Origin of the sequence: Balneola sp. EhC07 (assembly GCF_001650905.1) — a bacterium.
Lineage (GTDB): Bacteria > Bacteroidota > Rhodothermia > Balneolales > Balneolaceae > Balneola.
Genome location: NZ_LXYG01000019.1, coordinates 238,586 through 254,758, shown reverse-complemented (window position 1 = coordinate 254,758; position 16,173 = coordinate 238,586). Strand labels below are relative to the sequence as shown.

General features: G+C 37.0%; 15 protein-coding genes. 7 read left to right on the top strand and 8 right to left on the bottom strand.

The window, feature by feature from the left end; translation table 11 throughout:
• The first annotated feature begins 90 nt into the window (after positions 1 to 90).
• Genes A8B79_RS14320 through A8B79_RS14305 form a run of 4 tightly spaced genes read left to right on the top strand, consistent with a single transcriptional unit; the run spans position 91 to position 5,626 of the window.
• On the top strand, positions 91 to 645 hold the full coding sequence (locus tag A8B79_RS14320) for an NlpC/P60 family protein (RefSeq protein ID WP_082894198.1): 555 nt from the start codon (positions 91 to 93) through the stop codon (positions 643 to 645).
• Complete coding sequence (locus tag A8B79_RS14315; RefSeq protein ID WP_066223975.1) at positions 642 to 3,566, top strand: PAS domain-containing protein; 2,925 nt, start codon at positions 642 to 644, stop codon at positions 3,564 to 3,566. Before A8B79_RS14320 ends, A8B79_RS14315 begins: the two co-directional genes overlap by 4 nt.
• 24 nt (positions 3,567 to 3,590) lie before the next feature.
• A complete protein-coding gene (locus A8B79_RS14310; protein ID WP_066223972.1) occupies positions 3,591 to 4,031 on the top strand; it encodes a response regulator in 441 nt (146 codons plus the stop codon).
• A 23-nt stretch (positions 4,032 to 4,054) separates the two neighbouring features.
• Positions 4,055 to 5,626, top strand: coding sequence for a histidine kinase dimerization/phosphoacceptor domain -containing protein (locus A8B79_RS14305; protein ID WP_066223971.1), 1,572 nt, complete (start codon positions 4,055 to 4,057; stop codon positions 5,624 to 5,626).
• A gap of 6 nt (positions 5,627 to 5,632) precedes the next feature.
• Here the strand turns inward: A8B79_RS14305 and A8B79_RS14300 are convergent, their stop codons facing one another.
• A complete protein-coding gene (locus tag A8B79_RS14300) occupies positions 5,633 to 6,820 on the bottom strand; it encodes a putative sugar nucleotidyl transferase (RefSeq protein ID WP_066223969.1) in 1,188 nt (395 codons plus the stop codon).
• Between the two features lie 90 nt (positions 6,821 to 6,910).
• On the opposite strand from A8B79_RS14300, the gene glmS reads away from it, so the two are divergent.
• Both glmS and A8B79_RS14290 read left to right on the top strand, forming a co-directional pair.
• A complete protein-coding gene (gene glmS / locus A8B79_RS14295; protein ID WP_066223967.1) occupies positions 6,911 to 8,743 on the top strand; it encodes a glutamine--fructose-6-phosphate transaminase (isomerizing) in 1,833 nt (610 codons plus the stop codon).
• Between the two features lie 238 nt (positions 8,744 to 8,981).
• Positions 8,982 to 9,335 (top strand): Hpt domain-containing protein, encoded by a 354-nt coding sequence (locus A8B79_RS14290; protein ID WP_066223965.1) that lies wholly within the window; start codon positions 8,982 to 8,984, stop codon positions 9,333 to 9,335.
• On the opposite strand, the gene A8B79_RS14285 is transcribed toward A8B79_RS14290, so the two are convergent.
• A complete protein-coding gene (locus A8B79_RS14285) occupies positions 9,325 to 9,777 on the bottom strand; it encodes a GNAT family N-acetyltransferase (protein ID WP_066223963.1) in 453 nt (150 codons plus the stop codon). The genes A8B79_RS14290 and A8B79_RS14285 overlap by 11 nt on opposite strands.
• A gap of 65 nt (positions 9,778 to 9,842) precedes the next feature.
• Here A8B79_RS14285 and A8B79_RS14280 point away from each other — a divergent pair, with 65 nt between their 5' ends.
• Positions 9,843 to 10,169 (top strand): phage holin family protein, encoded by a 327-nt coding sequence (locus A8B79_RS14280; RefSeq protein WP_066223961.1) that lies wholly within the window; start codon positions 9,843 to 9,845, stop codon positions 10,167 to 10,169.
• 55 nt (positions 10,170 to 10,224) lie between these two features.
• Here the strand turns inward: A8B79_RS14280 and A8B79_RS14275 are convergent, their stop codons facing one another.
• The 6 genes from A8B79_RS14275 to A8B79_RS14250 form a co-directional block, all read right to left on the bottom strand.
• A complete protein-coding gene (locus tag A8B79_RS14275) occupies positions 10,225 to 11,226 on the bottom strand; it encodes an isocitrate/isopropylmalate dehydrogenase family protein (protein WP_066223959.1) in 1,002 nt (333 codons plus the stop codon).
• Between the two features lie 88 nt (positions 11,227 to 11,314).
• Positions 11,315 to 12,463 carry a PQQ-dependent sugar dehydrogenase gene (locus tag A8B79_RS14270; protein ID WP_066223957.1) on the bottom strand — a complete coding sequence of 383 codons (1,149 nt, stop codon included), beginning with the start codon at positions 12,461 to 12,463 and terminating at the stop codon, positions 11,315 to 11,317.
• 60 nt (positions 12,464 to 12,523) lie between these two features.
• On the bottom strand, positions 12,524 to 13,243 hold the full coding sequence (locus A8B79_RS14265; protein WP_066223955.1) for an SDR family NAD(P)-dependent oxidoreductase: 720 nt from the start codon (positions 13,241 to 13,243) through the stop codon (positions 12,524 to 12,526).
• Positions 13,240 to 14,472 (bottom strand): hypothetical protein, encoded by a 1,233-nt coding sequence (locus A8B79_RS14260; RefSeq protein WP_066223952.1) that lies wholly within the window; start codon positions 14,470 to 14,472, stop codon positions 13,240 to 13,242. The genes A8B79_RS14265 and A8B79_RS14260 overlap by 4 nt, the downstream gene beginning before the upstream one ends.
• Positions 14,472 to 15,452: an HlyD family secretion protein gene (locus A8B79_RS14255; RefSeq protein WP_066223950.1), complete on the bottom strand. Its 981-nt coding sequence runs from the start codon at positions 15,450 to 15,452 to the stop codon at positions 14,472 to 14,474. Before A8B79_RS14255 ends, A8B79_RS14260 begins: the two co-directional genes overlap by 1 nt.
• Positions 15,453 to 15,460: 8 nt before the next feature.
• Entirely contained in the window at positions 15,461 to 16,144 is a 684-nt protein-coding gene (locus A8B79_RS14250; protein ID WP_066223949.1) for a DUF4956 domain-containing protein, read from the bottom strand.
• Between the last annotated feature and the right edge of the window lie 29 nt (positions 16,145 to 16,173).

The window sequence follows — 16,173 nt, the reverse complement described above, 5'->3', positions numbered from 1 at the left end:
AATTGCTTTAATTTAGGGTAAATTTTTAGTTCATTTATACTAACTTTAAGATAATGATTTAAATTCAGCTTTTTCATCTAAAGACGTCGAATGTCAGTTAAGCATCTTTTACTATTGTGGGTACTCTTTACTGCATGCGGCATGGTTAAACGAGGTGCGATTCCGTGGGAGGAACGTGCTAATAAAGTAGAGGTAGAAAAAACTGAAGAGTCAGTAAGACCCGAAGCCACTATTTCTGTTGCCACAATGGAATCTACAGCGTTGTCGAAAGATGAGAAAAAGGTCAGAAGTAAGTTAGATGAAGCTTTCAAAGATTGGAAAGGGGTACCGTACCTGTTGGGTGGAAATGGATACGATGGAGTGGATTGTTCGGCCTTCCTTCAAATTGTGTTTGCTGATTATTTTGATGTTAAGCTCCCGCGTGTAACTGTCGATCAGATGAAGGTGGGGAAGTCGGTTAAGAAAAATAATATCCGAATAGGAGATTTAGTGTTTTTTAAAACGGGCAGAAAAACAATGCATGCCGGGGTTATGATCAATGATCAACAATTTATGCATGCATCAACAAGTTCAGGTGTGATGATATCAGCTCTTCAGGAGAGATACTGGAATGATACCTATTTAACAACCAGGAGAGTACTTTGAGTATAACAGATAGGTTTTCAGTCAAAAGCATCAGCATAATAGCTGTTTCCACACTTATTGTATTGATCGTATCCAATCAATTACTGATTCAGAAGATCTTAGATGAAAAAAGGGATGATGCTACAGTAATCAATTTAGCGGGCAGACAACGAATGCTGAGTCAGAAAATCGCTAAGACAGTTTACCTAGCTGAGAATAATGATATTGATTTAGAGGACTTAAAACGAGATCTAGAGATATGGTCTGTAACTCATAATGGTTTAAAGAATGGAAGCGAGGTGCTAGGTATTGAAGCCAATCAAAACGATTTGATCCAAACACTTTTCTCTGAAACGGAACCTCATTACGAAGCAATAAGAGCTTCGCTTAGTGACTTTAGCAGCAGACAAGAAGTAATTGAGGCTATTCCTGTTATTCGAAATCATGAAGAACAGTTCCTTGCAAAGATGGACGAAATAGTGAAGACTTTTGAAACTATTTCTAACGGGTCGGTTCGTACGCTCATACGATTGGAAGTAATATTGGGGTTGTTCTCGTTGTTTTTAATAGGTGGTGAAATTTATTTGATCTTCAGGATTTTCTTAGCTCGGATACAAAATAAAAATGAAGAACTTGAAAAATCAGTTCAGGAACTGTCTGACTCCAAGGGTGATTTGTTCGAATATGTTCAACGGTTTGATTTGTCTCTAAAAGCCATCAATGCGGGATTGTGGGATTGGTATTTAGAGGATAACAGTGAATGGTGGTCGCCCAGATTTTATGAACTGCTTGGTTATGAGGACGGTGAAATTGAAGCCAGCTACAATACATTTCTGAATATTTTGTTGCATCGCGATGATAAAAAAGAGGTTGTGAGCGCCGTTGAACAACACTTGAAAAGTGGAGCTCTTTATAAGCTGGAAATAAGAATGAAGAACAAATCCGGTGAATATCGATGGTTTGAAACCGTAGGACAAGCCAGTTTTGATACAGATGGTAATCCGGTGAGGATGGTTGGATCTATAATTGATATTGATGAAAGAAAGAAAGTTGAACACGATCTTGAATCTAGTAATGAAGAAATTCAAAGAGGCATAGCACTGCTTTCTGAAACTCAAGTCGCTGCTAAAATTGGTTCCTGGGAAGTTGATCTCGGTACAATGACAGCTTTCTGGTCGGATGAAGTATATAGAATACATGAGGTTGAACCAGGGACGCCAATCAAGGTAGAAGAAGGAATAAATTTTTACAGGGAAGATTTTAGGCCTGTAATTCAAAATGCAATCAATAATGCTATTGAGAACAAAAGTTCCTGGGATGAGGAGTGTATTCTGATAACAAAAACCGGCAGGGAGATTTGGGTAAGAGCAATAGGACATCCGGTTTTTGAGGATGGCCAGTTAACCGGTTTGCGTGGTTTATTCATGGATATTGATGAGACAAAGAAAAAGTCCATAGAATTGGATGAAACCAATGAGAAACTTCAACTGTCAGTAGAAGCAGGCCAGATCGCTATTTGGATATGGAATTTAAAAACCAATGAATTGGAATGGAACGATAAGGCTTATGAGATATTTGGTGTAGAAGAAAGCGTTACACCAAACTTTGAAATGTTTTCACAGATGGTCCATCCCTCAGACTTGGAAATGGTAATAGAAGCGACATCAAAAACTCTTGAAACTGGTGAAAGGTTTGATGTTGTATTCCGATTTAATAAACCAGATGGAACAGAAATTATATTGAGTGGAAGAGGTGATTTAATACTTGATTCGAAAGGAGCTCCTGCTCAAATGATAGGTATTAATCTCGATATTACAGAGAGAATGAGGTTATTGGAAAATATCCAGCTGAAAGAGTCTCAGCTCCGTAGCTTTGTTGAACAAGCTCCGGCAGCAGTGGCCATGCTAGACAAGGAAATGAAGTATATAACAGCAAGTAACGAATGGTTCAAGCAATATAATATTGATAAAAAAGATCTGGTCGGTATATCACATTATGATATTTTTCCGGAGATCAACGAAATGCCTGAATGGTTAGAACAACATCAAAGAGTTTTAAATGGGGAGGAGCTATCAAATCCTAAAGATAAAATAGTTAGAAAAGATGGTACTGTTCAGTGGATCAGTTGGAAACTTATTCCATGGTATAATGAGCCAGGGGAGATAGGAGGGATGATCATGTATACAGCAGATATAACTTCTGAGGTTTATTACACAGAGAAACTGGAAAAAGAGGTTGCCAATAGAACAAAGGAACTAGCTTCTGTGAATGAGGAGTTGGAATCTTTCAGTTATTCAATTTCACATGATCTCAGAGCTCCGCTCAGATCAATAAATGGGTTTTCTGATATTCTCATGGAAGATTATGCAGATCAACTGGATAGCGAAGGAAAAAGATTGATGGGCGTGGTTAAGGAAAGTGCAGTAACCATGGGGCAGTTGATTGATGACATACTTGAGTTTTCCAGATTAGGGAAGAAGAAAATTCAGAAGTCAGAGATAGATATGAATAAACTTTTTGAGAGCGTTTGTGAAGTAGAATCAGGTGCATATTCAGACAAACAAATAGATCTGAAAATCGACAGCTTGCCTAATGCTCTGGGGGATATAGCGTTAATAAAACAAGTAGTAGTAAACCTTGTATCAAACGCATTTAAGTATTCATCAAAAAAGGATAAAATAGTTATAAATATCGGATTCGATCAAAGTGAAGAAAAAGGGATTACTTATTTTGTAAAAGACAATGGAACGGGCTTTAAGATGGAATATCATGACAAGTTATTTGGAGTGTTTAATAGGCTCCATTCAAAAAATGAATTTGATGGAACCGGAGTTGGCTTGGCAATTGTAAAACGTATTATCAATAAGCATGGAGGAGAAATTTGGGCAGAAAGTGCAGAAGGAAAAGGTTCAACATTTTTCTTTTCAATGCCAAACAGTTAACATATATCAAACAGATAGAGAAGAATGGATGTAAATAAAACAGTTGAAATTTTATTGGTTGAGGATAATGATCATGACGCAGAAATGGCGCTGCGATCCCTCAAGAAAAATAAGATAAGTAATAAAATAACACGCTTAAAAGATGGGGAAGAGGCTCTTGAATTTTTGTTCGGCACCGGAGATTTTGAAGGAAGAAGTGTTCACAACCAACCAAGAGTAATTCTGCTTGATCTGAAAATGCCCAAAGTAGACGGGCTGGAAGTGTTGAAAGCGGTCAGATCAAACAAAGATACAGAGAATATACCCATCGTAATGCTTACCTCATCAAAAGAAGAGCGGGATGTTGTAGAAGGCTATAAACTTGGTGTAAATAGTTTCATTGTTAAACCTGTTGAGTTCAATTCATTTATGGAAGCCGTAAAAGAAATTGGCTTTTATTGGGTAATACTAAATGAGTTGCCATAGATTTGGTCACTAATATTTAAAATATGTCAATTAAGTTACTAATAGTAGAAGATTCACCATTAGATCATGAGTTAATTCTCAGAGAGCTAAAACTAATGGATGAGGATTTTAAAACTAAATTAGTGACCACACAACCTGAATTCGAAAAAGTATTAGCTGACTGGAATCCGGATATTATTATCTCAGATTTTGATCTCAAAAGCTTTTCAGGTAAAGATATTTTGAGCTACGCCAAGAAAGTAATCCCCGGGATACCGGTTATCATTTTATCCGGAGATGTTACCAGAGAGCAGGAAATAACTTTATTGGAAAATCGCGCAAATGATGTGCTCACCAAAGACAACTATAAGCGATTACCTTTTTCGGTTAAGAGAATTCTGAACGAACAAAAGGATAAAGAAAGTCTTAACAATAATTTGAAATTCCAAGAGGCATTAGCTGAGATCTCTTTCAGCCTAAACTCCCTTGATTCATTTAAGAACAAAATGAATAAAGTAATCCGATATTTGGGAGAAACTGTTGATGTGTCCAGAGTATATATTTTTGAAGATTTTAAATCCGGAAAGAAAACAAGAAATACATATGAATGGTGTGCGCCGGGGGTAACACCTCAAATCGAAGAACTTCAGAGTCTTAACTACAAAGAAGAGATGCCTTCTTTAAAGCCCATGCTGTTGAATGATGGAATTATGGTTGCAGAGGACATTCATGACCTGCCACCTGATATGATTGAAGTTTTAGAGCCTCAGAATATTAAATCATTAATAGTATACCCGATCAGTATTGGGGAAAAGTTTTACGGATTTATTGGCTTTGATGAGGTCAGAAAGAAAAGAGCCTGGACAGAATCTGAGGATAAACTGATAAAATCTATCTCAGGATTGATCAGTAATGCATTTAGTGAGTTTAAATCAGAACAAAAACTTAAGAAGACGAATAATAAATTAAATAAACTATTAGCTGAAAAAGAACTGCTTGTTGGAGAGGTGCACCACAGAGTGAAAAACAATCTTGCATTGGTTTCCAGTTTTCTTCAACTGGATCAAATGGGGTTGGGAATTAAAGATCAGGATGAAATTATATCTGCAAATATTCTAAGAGTTAAATCGATAGCTATTATTCATGAAATTGTATACGAACTTGGTACATTTAAAAATATCGCTGTAAATAAAACGGTTGATAAAGTTTTAAGTGAAAGTTTTATGCAGGAGAGGATTCAGGATTTTAAAGTAAATGTTTCAACCTATGACAAAAAGATCAAGTTCAATATTAACCAAGCGGTGCCTCTCTCATTATTATTAAGTGAGATGATTTTCGAAGTATTCAGATTTGAGGGTGAGAATAAATTTACTCCTTCAAAAGAGTTAAATGTGGGTATTTTTCAAGACGAGGCCAATATTTGTATTTATTTATTCGACAAAGAATTAGCACGAGTTGTTGGACGTCTTCTGGAAGAAAATGAGTATAATTTCTCTGAAATATTTAAAGTGCTGGCAAAACAACTTGGGGCATCCATCGAAATAGAGGAAGACAAAGATTCCATTAAAATTGAATTTGAATACCGAGATGTAAAAGGAGCCAGCAGCAGGCTTTGATCGATATCAGTTTTCTCTAATCTCAAAAAGATATTCAACCATTTTAGCATATTCAGGAGTGACTTCTTTATCTCTTCTGGCCATCATGGCTTTCATAGCTTCTAATGCCTTGTCGAATCTGAATCTTGGATTTCTTTGCCCATCTATCCATGTGAAAGATTGAATATATCTCGGGGGAAATCCTGACTGGAAAATATTAGCAGAAACTCCGCAAGTTGTCCCAGTATTCAACATTGTATTAATTGAGGTTTTGGAATGATCACCCATCACGGTGCCAAAGAATTGAATTCCTGTATCGTATGAGCGTTTTGTCTCCCAATCTTTAATGGTTACCATGCCATAATTATTTTTTAGATTAGAAGTGTTCGTATCTGCTCCCAAGTTGCACCACTGTCCAAAAATAGATTTTCCAACATATCCATCGTGGGCTTTATTAGAAAAAGAATGAAAAATTGAATTGGCAACTTCGCCTCCAATTTTACAGCTGGGGCCAATTGTTGATCCATCATAAATCCTGCCACACAATTTAACAGTCGCATTCTTACACACAGCAACCGGTCCCTTTAAAACTGCTCCGGCTTCAATCACAGCACCCTCACCAATATAAATAGGTCCATTCTCTGCTATCAGAATAACACCGGGTTCAATTTTAGCTGAACTATGGATGTAGATATTTTCAGGATGTTTTATAATAACAGTTTCGTCGGCTTCTTTATGTATTGGTTTATCTTTCAGAAGTTCTATATCTACTTTAATTTGAGAGGCATTTAAACTTAAAAGATCCCATACATATTCGATACAAGAAGGGTTTTTATCAAGCTGGATTTTTTTTGAAGGGTTTAAGCTGTCAAGTAGACTAATATCTAAAGTATCCTCAGAGCATAATGCAACCAGTTCATTTTCATAGAACAAGGCATCACCCGGATTTAGCTTAGTAATATCTTGGATCAATTCTTTAGAAGGAAGAACCCTCGAATTTATGTACCAACTTGGTTCAGATGGATTTGCATCGGGAGATTTAAAGACTTGCTTCAAATGTTCTTCTGTATCCCACACTATCAGATCCGGCTGGAGCATTTTTTCCCATTTCTGATAAATAGTTAAAATGCCGATTCTTAAGTCCCAAGTGGGTCTTGTAAGGGTAAGAGGCTTGAAGTTCTTACATTTGGTATCTTCAAAAAAACAGATTTGCATCAAAAAAAATTAGAGACTTATATGAAATAATGTAATAGTTAATATCTATATTTAAAGTATAGCTTTAAAGAACTAAATAAGAAAATTACTATGTGTGGAATTGTTGGGTATATCGGAGATAGAAAAGCTCATGAAGTTATTATAAATGGGCTTAAAAGGTTGGAATATAGGGGGTATGATTCTGCAGGTATAGCTCTTTACAATGGCTCTCTTGAAATAAAAAAAGGAAAAGGAAAAGTTGCGAAACTTCAATCTCTGATTGATAGCAGTGATGAAGCTAAAATTGGAATTGGTCATACCCGGTGGGCAACACATGGAGAACCAAACGATATAAATTCGCATCCACATACAAGTAGTTCTGAGAAATTAGCACTTGTCCATAATGGAATAATTGAAAATTATAATTCACTTAAGAAAGTTTTAGAGTCAAAAGGACATGTGTTCTACTCTCAAACAGATACTGAGGTTTTAGCGAAGCTGATCGAAGATGTCTACTCCAAAAACACAGACGACTTCAAAAGAGCAGTACAAATTGCGCTTGCTCAGGTTGAGGGCACGTATGGCGTTGCAATTATACATGCTGATTATCCTGATCAGTTAATAGTAGCCAGAAAAGGTTCTCCATTATTATTAGGTATAGGTAAAGGCGAAATGTTAATTGCGTCTGATGCTTCGGCTGTTGCTGAATATACCGATCAGGTTGTTTACCTCGATGATGGTGAAATTGCGGTTATCAAGAAAGATGAATATCAGGTTCATAACTTAAATGACGACTCTTTAACTAAAGAAGTTCATGAACTAGCGCTTAGTTTAGAAGAAATTGAAAAAGGCGGATATGAATTTTTTATGCATAAAGAAATCTTTGAACAACCCAAAGCTATTTCAGATTGTTTGAGAGGCCGTCTGGATGTTGAAAGCGGAACTATTACACTTGGCGGTATTAAAGATGTTCTGGGTAAGATTGCAGATGCTAAACGTTTGGTAATTGCAGCTTGTGGAACAAGTTGGCATTCAGGAATTGTGGGTGAATATCTATTTGAATCTTTAGCTAAGGTATCTGTGGAGGTTGAATACGCATCTGAGCTCCGGTATAAAGAGTCACTAATTGGTGAAGGGGATGTGATGATTGTAATATCACAAAGTGGAGAGACCGCAGATACCTTAGCCGCTCTTAGACAGGCAAAAGAAAATGGAGCTCTCGTAATTGGAGTTGTTAATGTTGTGGGTTCTTCGATAGCCAGAGAAACAGATGCGGGTGTATATATCCATGCCGGGCCCGAAATTGGAGTGGCTTCTACAAAAGCCTTTACGGGGCAGGTTACAGTACTCACATTGATGGCAATAAAGTTGGCTCAGGAAAAGGGAACCATATCCAAAGAAAAGGCGAGTAAATTAATTAAAGAGTTAAGCGAAATACCCGGCAAGGTTCAAAAGATTTTAGATAAAAGTAGTGACCTGGATGAGGTTTCCAACTTGTTTTCTTATGCTCCTAATTTCTTATACCTCGGGAGGTCTTTCGGTTTTCCGGTAGCTCTTGAGGGAGCACTCAAGCTCAAAGAAATATCTTATATCCATGCCGAAGGATATCCTGCAGCAGAAATGAAACACGGACCAATTGCTTTAATCGATGAAATGATGCCGGTTGTTGTAATAGCAGGTACTAATCATACCAATGATAAAATGGTGAGCAATATTGAGGAAGTAAAAGCCAGAAAAGGAAGAATTATATCAATTGTTACAGAAGGTAACGAGGAAGTGGAAAACTTATCTGAATTTAGTTTTTCCGTTCCGGAAACAGAAGATGAATTATCACCTTTGTTAACAGTAATCCCATTACAGATTTTATCATATAATATAGCTGTAAACAGAGGTTGTGATGTTGATCAGCCAAGAAATCTGGCGAAAAGTGTAACTGTGGAGTGATTATCCAACTGTTGTTTTTTATTAAAATAAAAAATGTGGATAACTTGTTTTTAACTCAGGAATTTGTTTTTTTCAATTCTTGGAATGTTCATGGTTAGTAAATAAAGAAAATGAAAAACTGGAAAGCTCTGATTTTCAAAATTACAGTTTTGGTGTTAGTCGGAATTGTAATTTTTACAGCTTAATTGAGAAAATTGAAAAGACTTATTAAACTCTATTTAAATCTGAATTCTTTGTGATGAATAGCGAATTGGATTTGTCATATTTAGAAGAGGTTACAGGAGGGAGCTCGGAGATGATTGTAGAGATGCTTAGGCTTTTCGTAAAGGATACCCCCGATCAATTATCCAACTTAGAAAAAAATGTAAAGGATGGAGATTGGGATGCTGTAAGAGCTGAAGCCCATAAACTAAAACCCACCTTTCAATACGTAGGCATGGATGATACTCACATGCTTGTTGCAGATCTGGAAACAAAAGCCAGAAACAGAGAACAAATTGAACGTATGCCTGAACTCGTTGAATCAATTAAACGAAATTTCAACGAAGCACTAACTAGTTTTGAAATTAAGATAAAAGAACTTAGTTCTTAGCTTTGTAGACCATTTGTAAATGGTCGATCCCGTCAACTAAATAAATATCACTATCTCCAATAAATCCAAGTTGTGAGTAATAGTTTTTGAGCTTCGCCTGAGCCTCTATTCTGATATCACTATTTGGATAATTTGTAATACAGTAGTTGATACTTTTCTCAATTAGTGTTTTTCCTAAATTTCCTCCTCTCTTCTCTTGCGACACTATAATTCTTCCTATAGAAGTTTCCGCTTTGTATTTAACATCAGGGGCAAAAATTCTTGAATAAGCGACGAGATTATCATGTTCATAAATAAGAAGATGAAGAGCTTTTTTATCATACCCGTCAAGATCAGGATAAATACAATTTTGCTCTATTATAAATACATCTTGACGTAATTTAAGCAAGTCATATAATTGAACATTAGTTAGTTCGTCAAAGCCGGAAATAATTTTTTTCATGAATATCTAAACAAAATAAGTGAGCTCGCGTAAGCAAAATTGAATTTTAACCAAACTATACCATTATGATTTGGGCTTGGCTTTTAAATAGTGTTGCAGTATTCGCAACCGCAAAAATACTACCCGGTGTTGAAATAAAAAACTTTTGGAGTGCAATTGTTGTAGCTGCTTTGCTGGCAATTGTAAATACATTTCTTACACCAATATTACAATTCATCGCATTACCCGTTTCTATTTTAACCCTTGGTTTGTTCGCTTTAGTCATTAACACATTAATGATAATGTTAGTTGATGCATTAGTTGAAGGGTTTAAGATCAAGAATTTTTGGTGGGCGCTCGTCTTCGGGATTGTGATGTCACTTGTTAGCGGAATTCTTTTCAGAGTATTTTAAATAAAAAAGGCAGAATAACTTCTGCCTTTTTTCTGATCTAGATTTATTTAAAATCTCAAAGGTTGCTGCAAACGGCTTCAGTAAATGAATCCGTAGTTCCTTTACCTCCAATATCCATAGTACACTTTGCTTTTTTCTCTACTAAGGTTTTGTAAATGGCTTTTCGGATATTTTCAGCAATTGGCTTTTCATCAAGATGTTCCAACATCATTAACGATGAGAAAAGTAAAGCAATCGGGTTAGCTTTATTTTGACCGGCAATGTCAGGAGCAGATCCGTGAACAGCTTCAAACATGGCAGCATCGTCTCCGATATTTGCAGACCCTGTTACTCCAAGCCCTCCAACTAATCCTGAAGCTAGATCGGATAAAATATCCCCGAATAGGTTTGTGGTTACAACAACGTCAAACTGTTCAGGACGCATAACCATTTGCATGGCCATATTGTCAACGATCAAATCTTGAAATTCGATATCAGGAAAATCCTTTGCTACTGAACGTCCTACTTCTAAAAATAAACCGGTAGTCAGTTTCAAAATATTTGCTTTGTGGACAAGAGTAACCTTTTCCATTTCTTTAGTACGTGCGTATTCAAAAGCGGCGGTAATAATTTTTCTACTGGCTTCTTCTGTTACTACAGCTATACTTTCAGCGTGTTTGTTTTCATCGATCCAATGCTCTTTGCCGATATACAATCCCTGAGTGTTTTCCCGGAATATCACCATATCTACGGATTTGAATGGAGTATCAACATTTGGGAGAGTGATAGCAGGACGAATATTACTGAAGAGGTTGAACTTTTGTCTTAATGCTACATTAATAGATCTAAACCCGGTACCAACAGGAGTTGTAAGAGGTCCTTTTAGTGCAATTCTGTGTTCCTCAATCGCAGCAACGGTTTCATCAGGTAAAGGATTACCTAGTTTTCGATATGCTCCTAACCCTGCTTCACATTCGATCCAATTAATTGGGGCGCCTGCAGTTTCTAAAATTGTTTTTACAGCAGCTGTGATTTCAATGCCAATTCCGTCACCCGGAATAAGTACAACGTTCTTCATGAAGAGATTTTAGATATTCAATGTTCTTTTGTTAAGCAACAAAGATAAGCACTAAAAACGTTCTTTGTGATATATTCTCAAAAAGAATCTAAATGGAATAAGTGACTCTGTATATTTTGCCGGAATCATCATCAGAGATGAGTAAAGAACCATCGTCTAACTGAAGGATGGAAACCGGACGACCTTTTATATCTTCCTCTCCGGCTAACCAGCCTGTAATGAAAGGTTTATACTCTGTTGGATTGCCTTCATCATCAAAAATAACCTGAGAAATTTGATATCCGACTTTTGAACTGCGGTTCCAACTACCATGTTCTGCGATCAGAGCTCTGTTTTTATAGCTAGTTGGAAACATATTTCCGGTGTAAAAAATCACACCAAGTGGAGCAACATGTGCACCTAGTTCCTGAACCGGTTTTTTAAAACGGTAGGCCATAGGTTTTCCATCTTCTCCAAATTTTGGGTCCCATACATCATTGCCGTGTAAATAGGGATAACCAAAATGCTGATTCTCTCCTGTAATTTCATTTAACTCACAAGGAGGGATATCATCACCAAGCCAGTCTCTACCGTTATCTGTAAACCAGATATTTCCTGTTTCAGGATGCCATGTAAACCCGACTGTATTTCGAATTCCCTTGGCAACAATTTCATGTTCAGAACCATCTGCATTCATTTTGGTAAGAGTGGCAAATAGCGGATTATCTTCTTCATGATTACAAATATTACAAGGTGCACCAATCGGAACATAAAGCTTATCATCAGGACCAAAAGCGATGTATTTCCAGCCGTGATGTCCTTCAGTTGGCAGTTCATCTGTAACTAAAACCGGTTCAGGAGAATCAGCATAATTTTGATCGATATCGTCGAAACGCCAGATCTTACTGACTTCAGCTACAAAAAGAGAGCCATCTTTATATGCCACTCCATTTGGTAATCTTAATCCCTCAATGATCGTGTAAACAGAATCGGCCAGGAAGTCATTGTTGTTATCTACAACAGCGTATACTTTTCCCTCACGACGCGATCCTACATAAAGAATACCCGAATCACTCATGACCATTTGTCGGGCATTAGTAACACCTTCAGCAAATACGGAGACCTCAAATCCTGCCGGAGCTTCCAGATATCCCAAAGACATGGAAGAGGGGCCGCTTTTTTCAGGGATCAGGTCTTTAGATTCTTTTGAAGAACAACTGATTAATAGGGTAACAAGAACAAAAAGTAGAATACGCATAGTGAAATATCGTTAGTTTCTCAGAATCTAAACAAAAATTCCATTTTGATAAGTAAAACTTTAGATGCGATCCCAAACAAATTGAGGGGTAAGTCGCGCTAGCCATGCAACAAGTACCCATCTTTTCGTGATGTAAACAATGTTTCTTTTTTTATCTAGACCATTGATCATCTGTCTAACGGCTTTATCCGTATCAGCAACCCAAAACATACGGGGTACATTTTCGGTCATTTCAGATTTTACAAATCCGGGTTTTATATCAGTTACTGTAATGTCAGCCGGTATACGTTTCGCTTTTTGGCGAAATCCGGTCATATAATTAGATACAAAATGTTTTGAAGCTGTATAGACAGCCGCTTTATATGAAGCCAAGTGCGATGCAATCGATGACATTCCAACAATATGTCCATGTCCTTGTCTTCGAAAGAAATCAAACGCAAAATGAAGTCCGTGTGAGAAAGCAAGTACATTAACTTCAATAGTAAGCTTGTCTGCTTTCCATGGAGACATAATTTTATCTACCCCTACTCCGGCATTCAGGATCATCATATCCATTCCGCCCATTTCATTAATAAGATCCCGATATACATTTTCAGCTTCATCAAGATCGGTGACATCTAATGTGCGTATGAAAGCATTTTCACCAATTTCTTTTTGGATTGATTCAAGTTTCTCAGTTCTACGCCCCATCAAACCAACTTTGTTACCTGCTTCTGCGAGTTGAAGTGCGAGTTCACGGCCAATTCCGGAAGTAGCACCTGTAATAAGTATATTTTTCATTCGAATGTTTCCAGACTTTCGGAGAGATAATTTGTAAGCGGAAGCTGCGTAAGTACATTAAACGTGTTCAAAAACTCAATATATTGTTCCACCACACGCCTGTATGACTTAAGCTCTAATTCTTTTAGTTTTAGTATTCCTTCTTCGAGTTCAAGAATAGTAAGAGGATTATTGTCCTCGATTTGACTAAGATTTTTTTTAAGGCTAACCAGATCTAACGTGTTTATTCGGTCTGTAAGAATTTCATGTTGACTTATCAGACTTTTCAGATATTCATATTCAGTAATTCTTTTTACTGAATCCTGAAATTGTTCAGCGGCGAGTTCACCTTTAAGTTCAATCTCGTCCAGTTTACGCTCGGCTATCTGATTTTTGTTAGATTTGAAGATCGGAATACTTATTCCAAATGCGATACCGAAATCAGAGTCCCGGTTTTTTTCGGGATAGTACTCGGTTTGGAAATAGCCAACGTTAAAATCGGCTTTCTCTAATTTCACCTCTCTTTTTGCTACTTCAATTCGCTGAGAAATAAGATCCAGTTCTAAAGAAGAGAAAGAATTTAAAGCAACTTCGTCAGAAACGTTTTCAATTGCAGTTACAGAAATCAACAGTTCATTATTCCACTCAATATCCGCTTGTTGAAGTAAAGAAGTAATTTCTTTTTTTGTTTGTGAAAGAGAAACATTGAGATCATCCTGATTTGTAATAGCATCCACTTGATCCATTTTAGCCTCAACAAAATCCTTAGCATTAAAAAGAGAACTCTCCATATTTGTGCTAAGAATGTCTACCCTTTTTTGAATTAAAGCATACTTCTGTTCTTCAATTTTCCTCAATCGAATATCAAGGAGATATTCAGCGGCAAGTTCATATCTCATTTCCAGGTTTTCCTGATACTGGATCTGCTTACGGATGGATAATTCCTTTTTTGTAGCATTAAAAAGAGCATTATTGCGACGTATTTTCCACGGATTTCCTGGCCTGAACCTCAGGGCATACTGCTGATCTTCTAATGTAAATTCGTCGTTGCTGTATCGAAATTCCAGATCTTCGACAACGGGCAGACGGTAATTCCGTGGAGAAATAAAATCAATAGAGGCGTCGTATCCCTTAATATTAATATCCTCAAAAGCTGTTAATAAAAAATCGGAGACTGTAGTTTGCGCAAAAACTGTATTCCATCCTGAAAAAAGGAAGGTTAGAATGAAAAATGTAATACGTTTTGCCATTACTTAACGATGATCTGCTCACCCACAACGAGTGGATTATCCTCAGGAATTTCAATGAAGATCTCCAGACCGAAAGTAGTAAGAGAATTATCCTTTTCCATAATTTGTGGAAGTTCCACGACCGCGCCAAACCCAATGATCTTACCCTGAATTTCCAGTTGGGGCTGTTCCAGAGATTTCACAGTAACAATTTCACCCAGTTCTCTGTCTCTTTCCTTTTTACCAACTAAGTAACCAACAACAGATGTTGGATGTTTAGGGTTTATGGAAACCAGCGATGTAAAAGCCTCTACTTCTTCCCCTTCTTTTACGTATACATTTTCAATAACACCGGAAAAAGTAGCGAACTTATTTAGTCTTCTTTCTTCACGAAGTTTCCACTCCAGTTCCTCATTTGCCAGTTCAATTTTAGACTGAATTTGAGACTGATCGAATTCGTCTTCCTGTTTGAGATCCAGAATTCGAATATCTAACCCCTGAAGTTCCAGGTTTCCCTTTTCCCGGATAGACTTGATCTGAAGTTTAAGAGCGGTTAAAGAATCCGTGGGGATATCTTTAGAGATGGTTTGAGTAAGCTTGTTGTTAAGATCTATTTCATTTTGAATAAGCTTTATGTCATTTTCAATCTCGCCTTTGAGGATAGATTTTTCAGACTCTAAAAGCTTTATTTTTGAATCAAGTAATGCTTTTTTTTCTCTTTTTTCTGATTTGAAGAGCTCAATTTCTTTTCTGAGTTTCTGGATATCCAGATTTAATTGCGGGCTTTCCACTTCAATGAGTTTGTCACCTTTTTGGACTTCCTGCCCAGGGACTACTAAGAGGTTATTTATGATGCCCGATTTCTCTGCATTGATCTTATATGCTTTGGCATAGGTGACTCCAAGAAAAGAACTGCTTCCTTTGAAGTAAAAGGAATTAACGGTCATCAGCGTTACAAAGGCAAGGAAGATGAAAACATAAAAGGAATTTACTCTAGACATAATTACCCCTAATTAGTTTCCTGAATATTTTTGAAGGTAACACGAACTCTTGTAATAGATTCAACTTGCTGGAGCTCTGTCAAAAAAGCTGTATTGTCAGCGTCCAGATTCATTTCGATTTCATATTCATAATCAAACCGTCCGGAATTTCTGGAAGTAACTTCAACATCATGAAAGTCTGCACAGTACTTTCCGATTACGCCGGTAACTTTCGCTAATTTTGTAGGGTCAGAATCACTGAGCCTGAAAAGCAAACGTCCACGCATTCCGGTTTTTGTGCTGAAAGGGGTAAAATGTAGAATTAACGCCATCGTACAGTAGATAATGGTACCTGCAAAAGCAATTGTATAACCAAAAATACCAATTGCCAAACCCACACTTAAAGCTGCAAATATAAAAAGAATATTTCTGGCGTCCTGTATTCTGGTTCTGAAACGAATAATAGCCAGTGCACCAAATGCTCCAAGACCACGGGCTAAGCTATCGCCAATGGCCATCATTACCATTGCAGAAACAATTGAGCCCAATGCCAACGCCTGAAAAAAGTTTTTAGGATACTGATGTCCTGTAAAAGTTACTTTGTGAGTAATAGCAATGATTGATGAAAGCACAAATGCCCAAATCAAAGAATATGTTACATTCAGTAATGTAGGATAGTCATAAACCGGTTGATCCGGAAACAATTCAAACATCTAAAAGAGGTTATGCTGATCTTATAGTT

Bases quoted from the DNA above. Each gene is read 5' to 3' on its own strand.
- glmS (WP_066223967.1), top strand. From the start codon at position 6,911: ATGTGTGGAATTGTTGGGTATATCGGAGATAGAAAAGCTCATGAAGTT.
- A8B79_RS14305 (WP_066223971.1), top strand. From the start codon at position 4,055: ATGTCAATTAAGTTACTAATAGTAGAAGATTCACCATTAGATCATGAG.
- A8B79_RS14310 (WP_066223972.1), top strand. From the start codon at position 3,591: ATGGATGTAAATAAAACAGTTGAAATTTTATTGGTTGAGGATAATGAT.
- A8B79_RS14300 (WP_066223969.1), bottom strand. From the start codon at position 6,820: ATGCAAATCTGTTTTTTTGAAGATACCAAATGTAAGAACTTCAAGCCT.
- A8B79_RS14255 (WP_066223950.1), bottom strand. From the start codon at position 15,452: ATGTCTAGAGTAAATTCCTTTTATGTTTTCATCTTCCTTGCCTTTGTA.
- A8B79_RS14285 (WP_066223963.1), bottom strand. From the start codon at position 9,777: ATGAAAAAAATTATTTCCGGCTTTGACGAACTAACTAATGTTCAATTA.
- A8B79_RS14290 (WP_066223965.1), top strand. From the start codon at position 8,982: ATGAATAGCGAATTGGATTTGTCATATTTAGAAGAGGTTACAGGAGGG.
- A8B79_RS14260 (WP_066223952.1), bottom strand. From the start codon at position 14,472: ATGGCAAAACGTATTACATTTTTCATTCTAACCTTCCTTTTTTCAGGA.
- A8B79_RS14270 (WP_066223957.1), bottom strand. From the start codon at position 12,463: ATGCGTATTCTACTTTTTGTTCTTGTTACCCTATTAATCAGTTGTTCT.
- A8B79_RS14280 (WP_066223961.1), top strand. From the start codon at position 9,843: ATGATTTGGGCTTGGCTTTTAAATAGTGTTGCAGTATTCGCAACCGCA.
- A8B79_RS14320 (WP_082894198.1), top strand. From the start codon at position 91: ATGTCAGTTAAGCATCTTTTACTATTGTGGGTACTCTTTACTGCATGC.
- A8B79_RS14275 (WP_066223959.1), bottom strand. From the start codon at position 11,226: ATGAAGAACGTTGTACTTATTCCGGGTGACGGAATTGGCATTGAAATC.
- A8B79_RS14250 (WP_066223949.1), bottom strand. From the start codon at position 16,144: ATGTTTGAATTGTTTCCGGATCAACCGGTTTATGACTATCCTACATTA.
- A8B79_RS14265 (WP_066223955.1), bottom strand. From the start codon at position 13,243: ATGAAAAATATACTTATTACAGGTGCTACTTCCGGAATTGGCCGTGAA.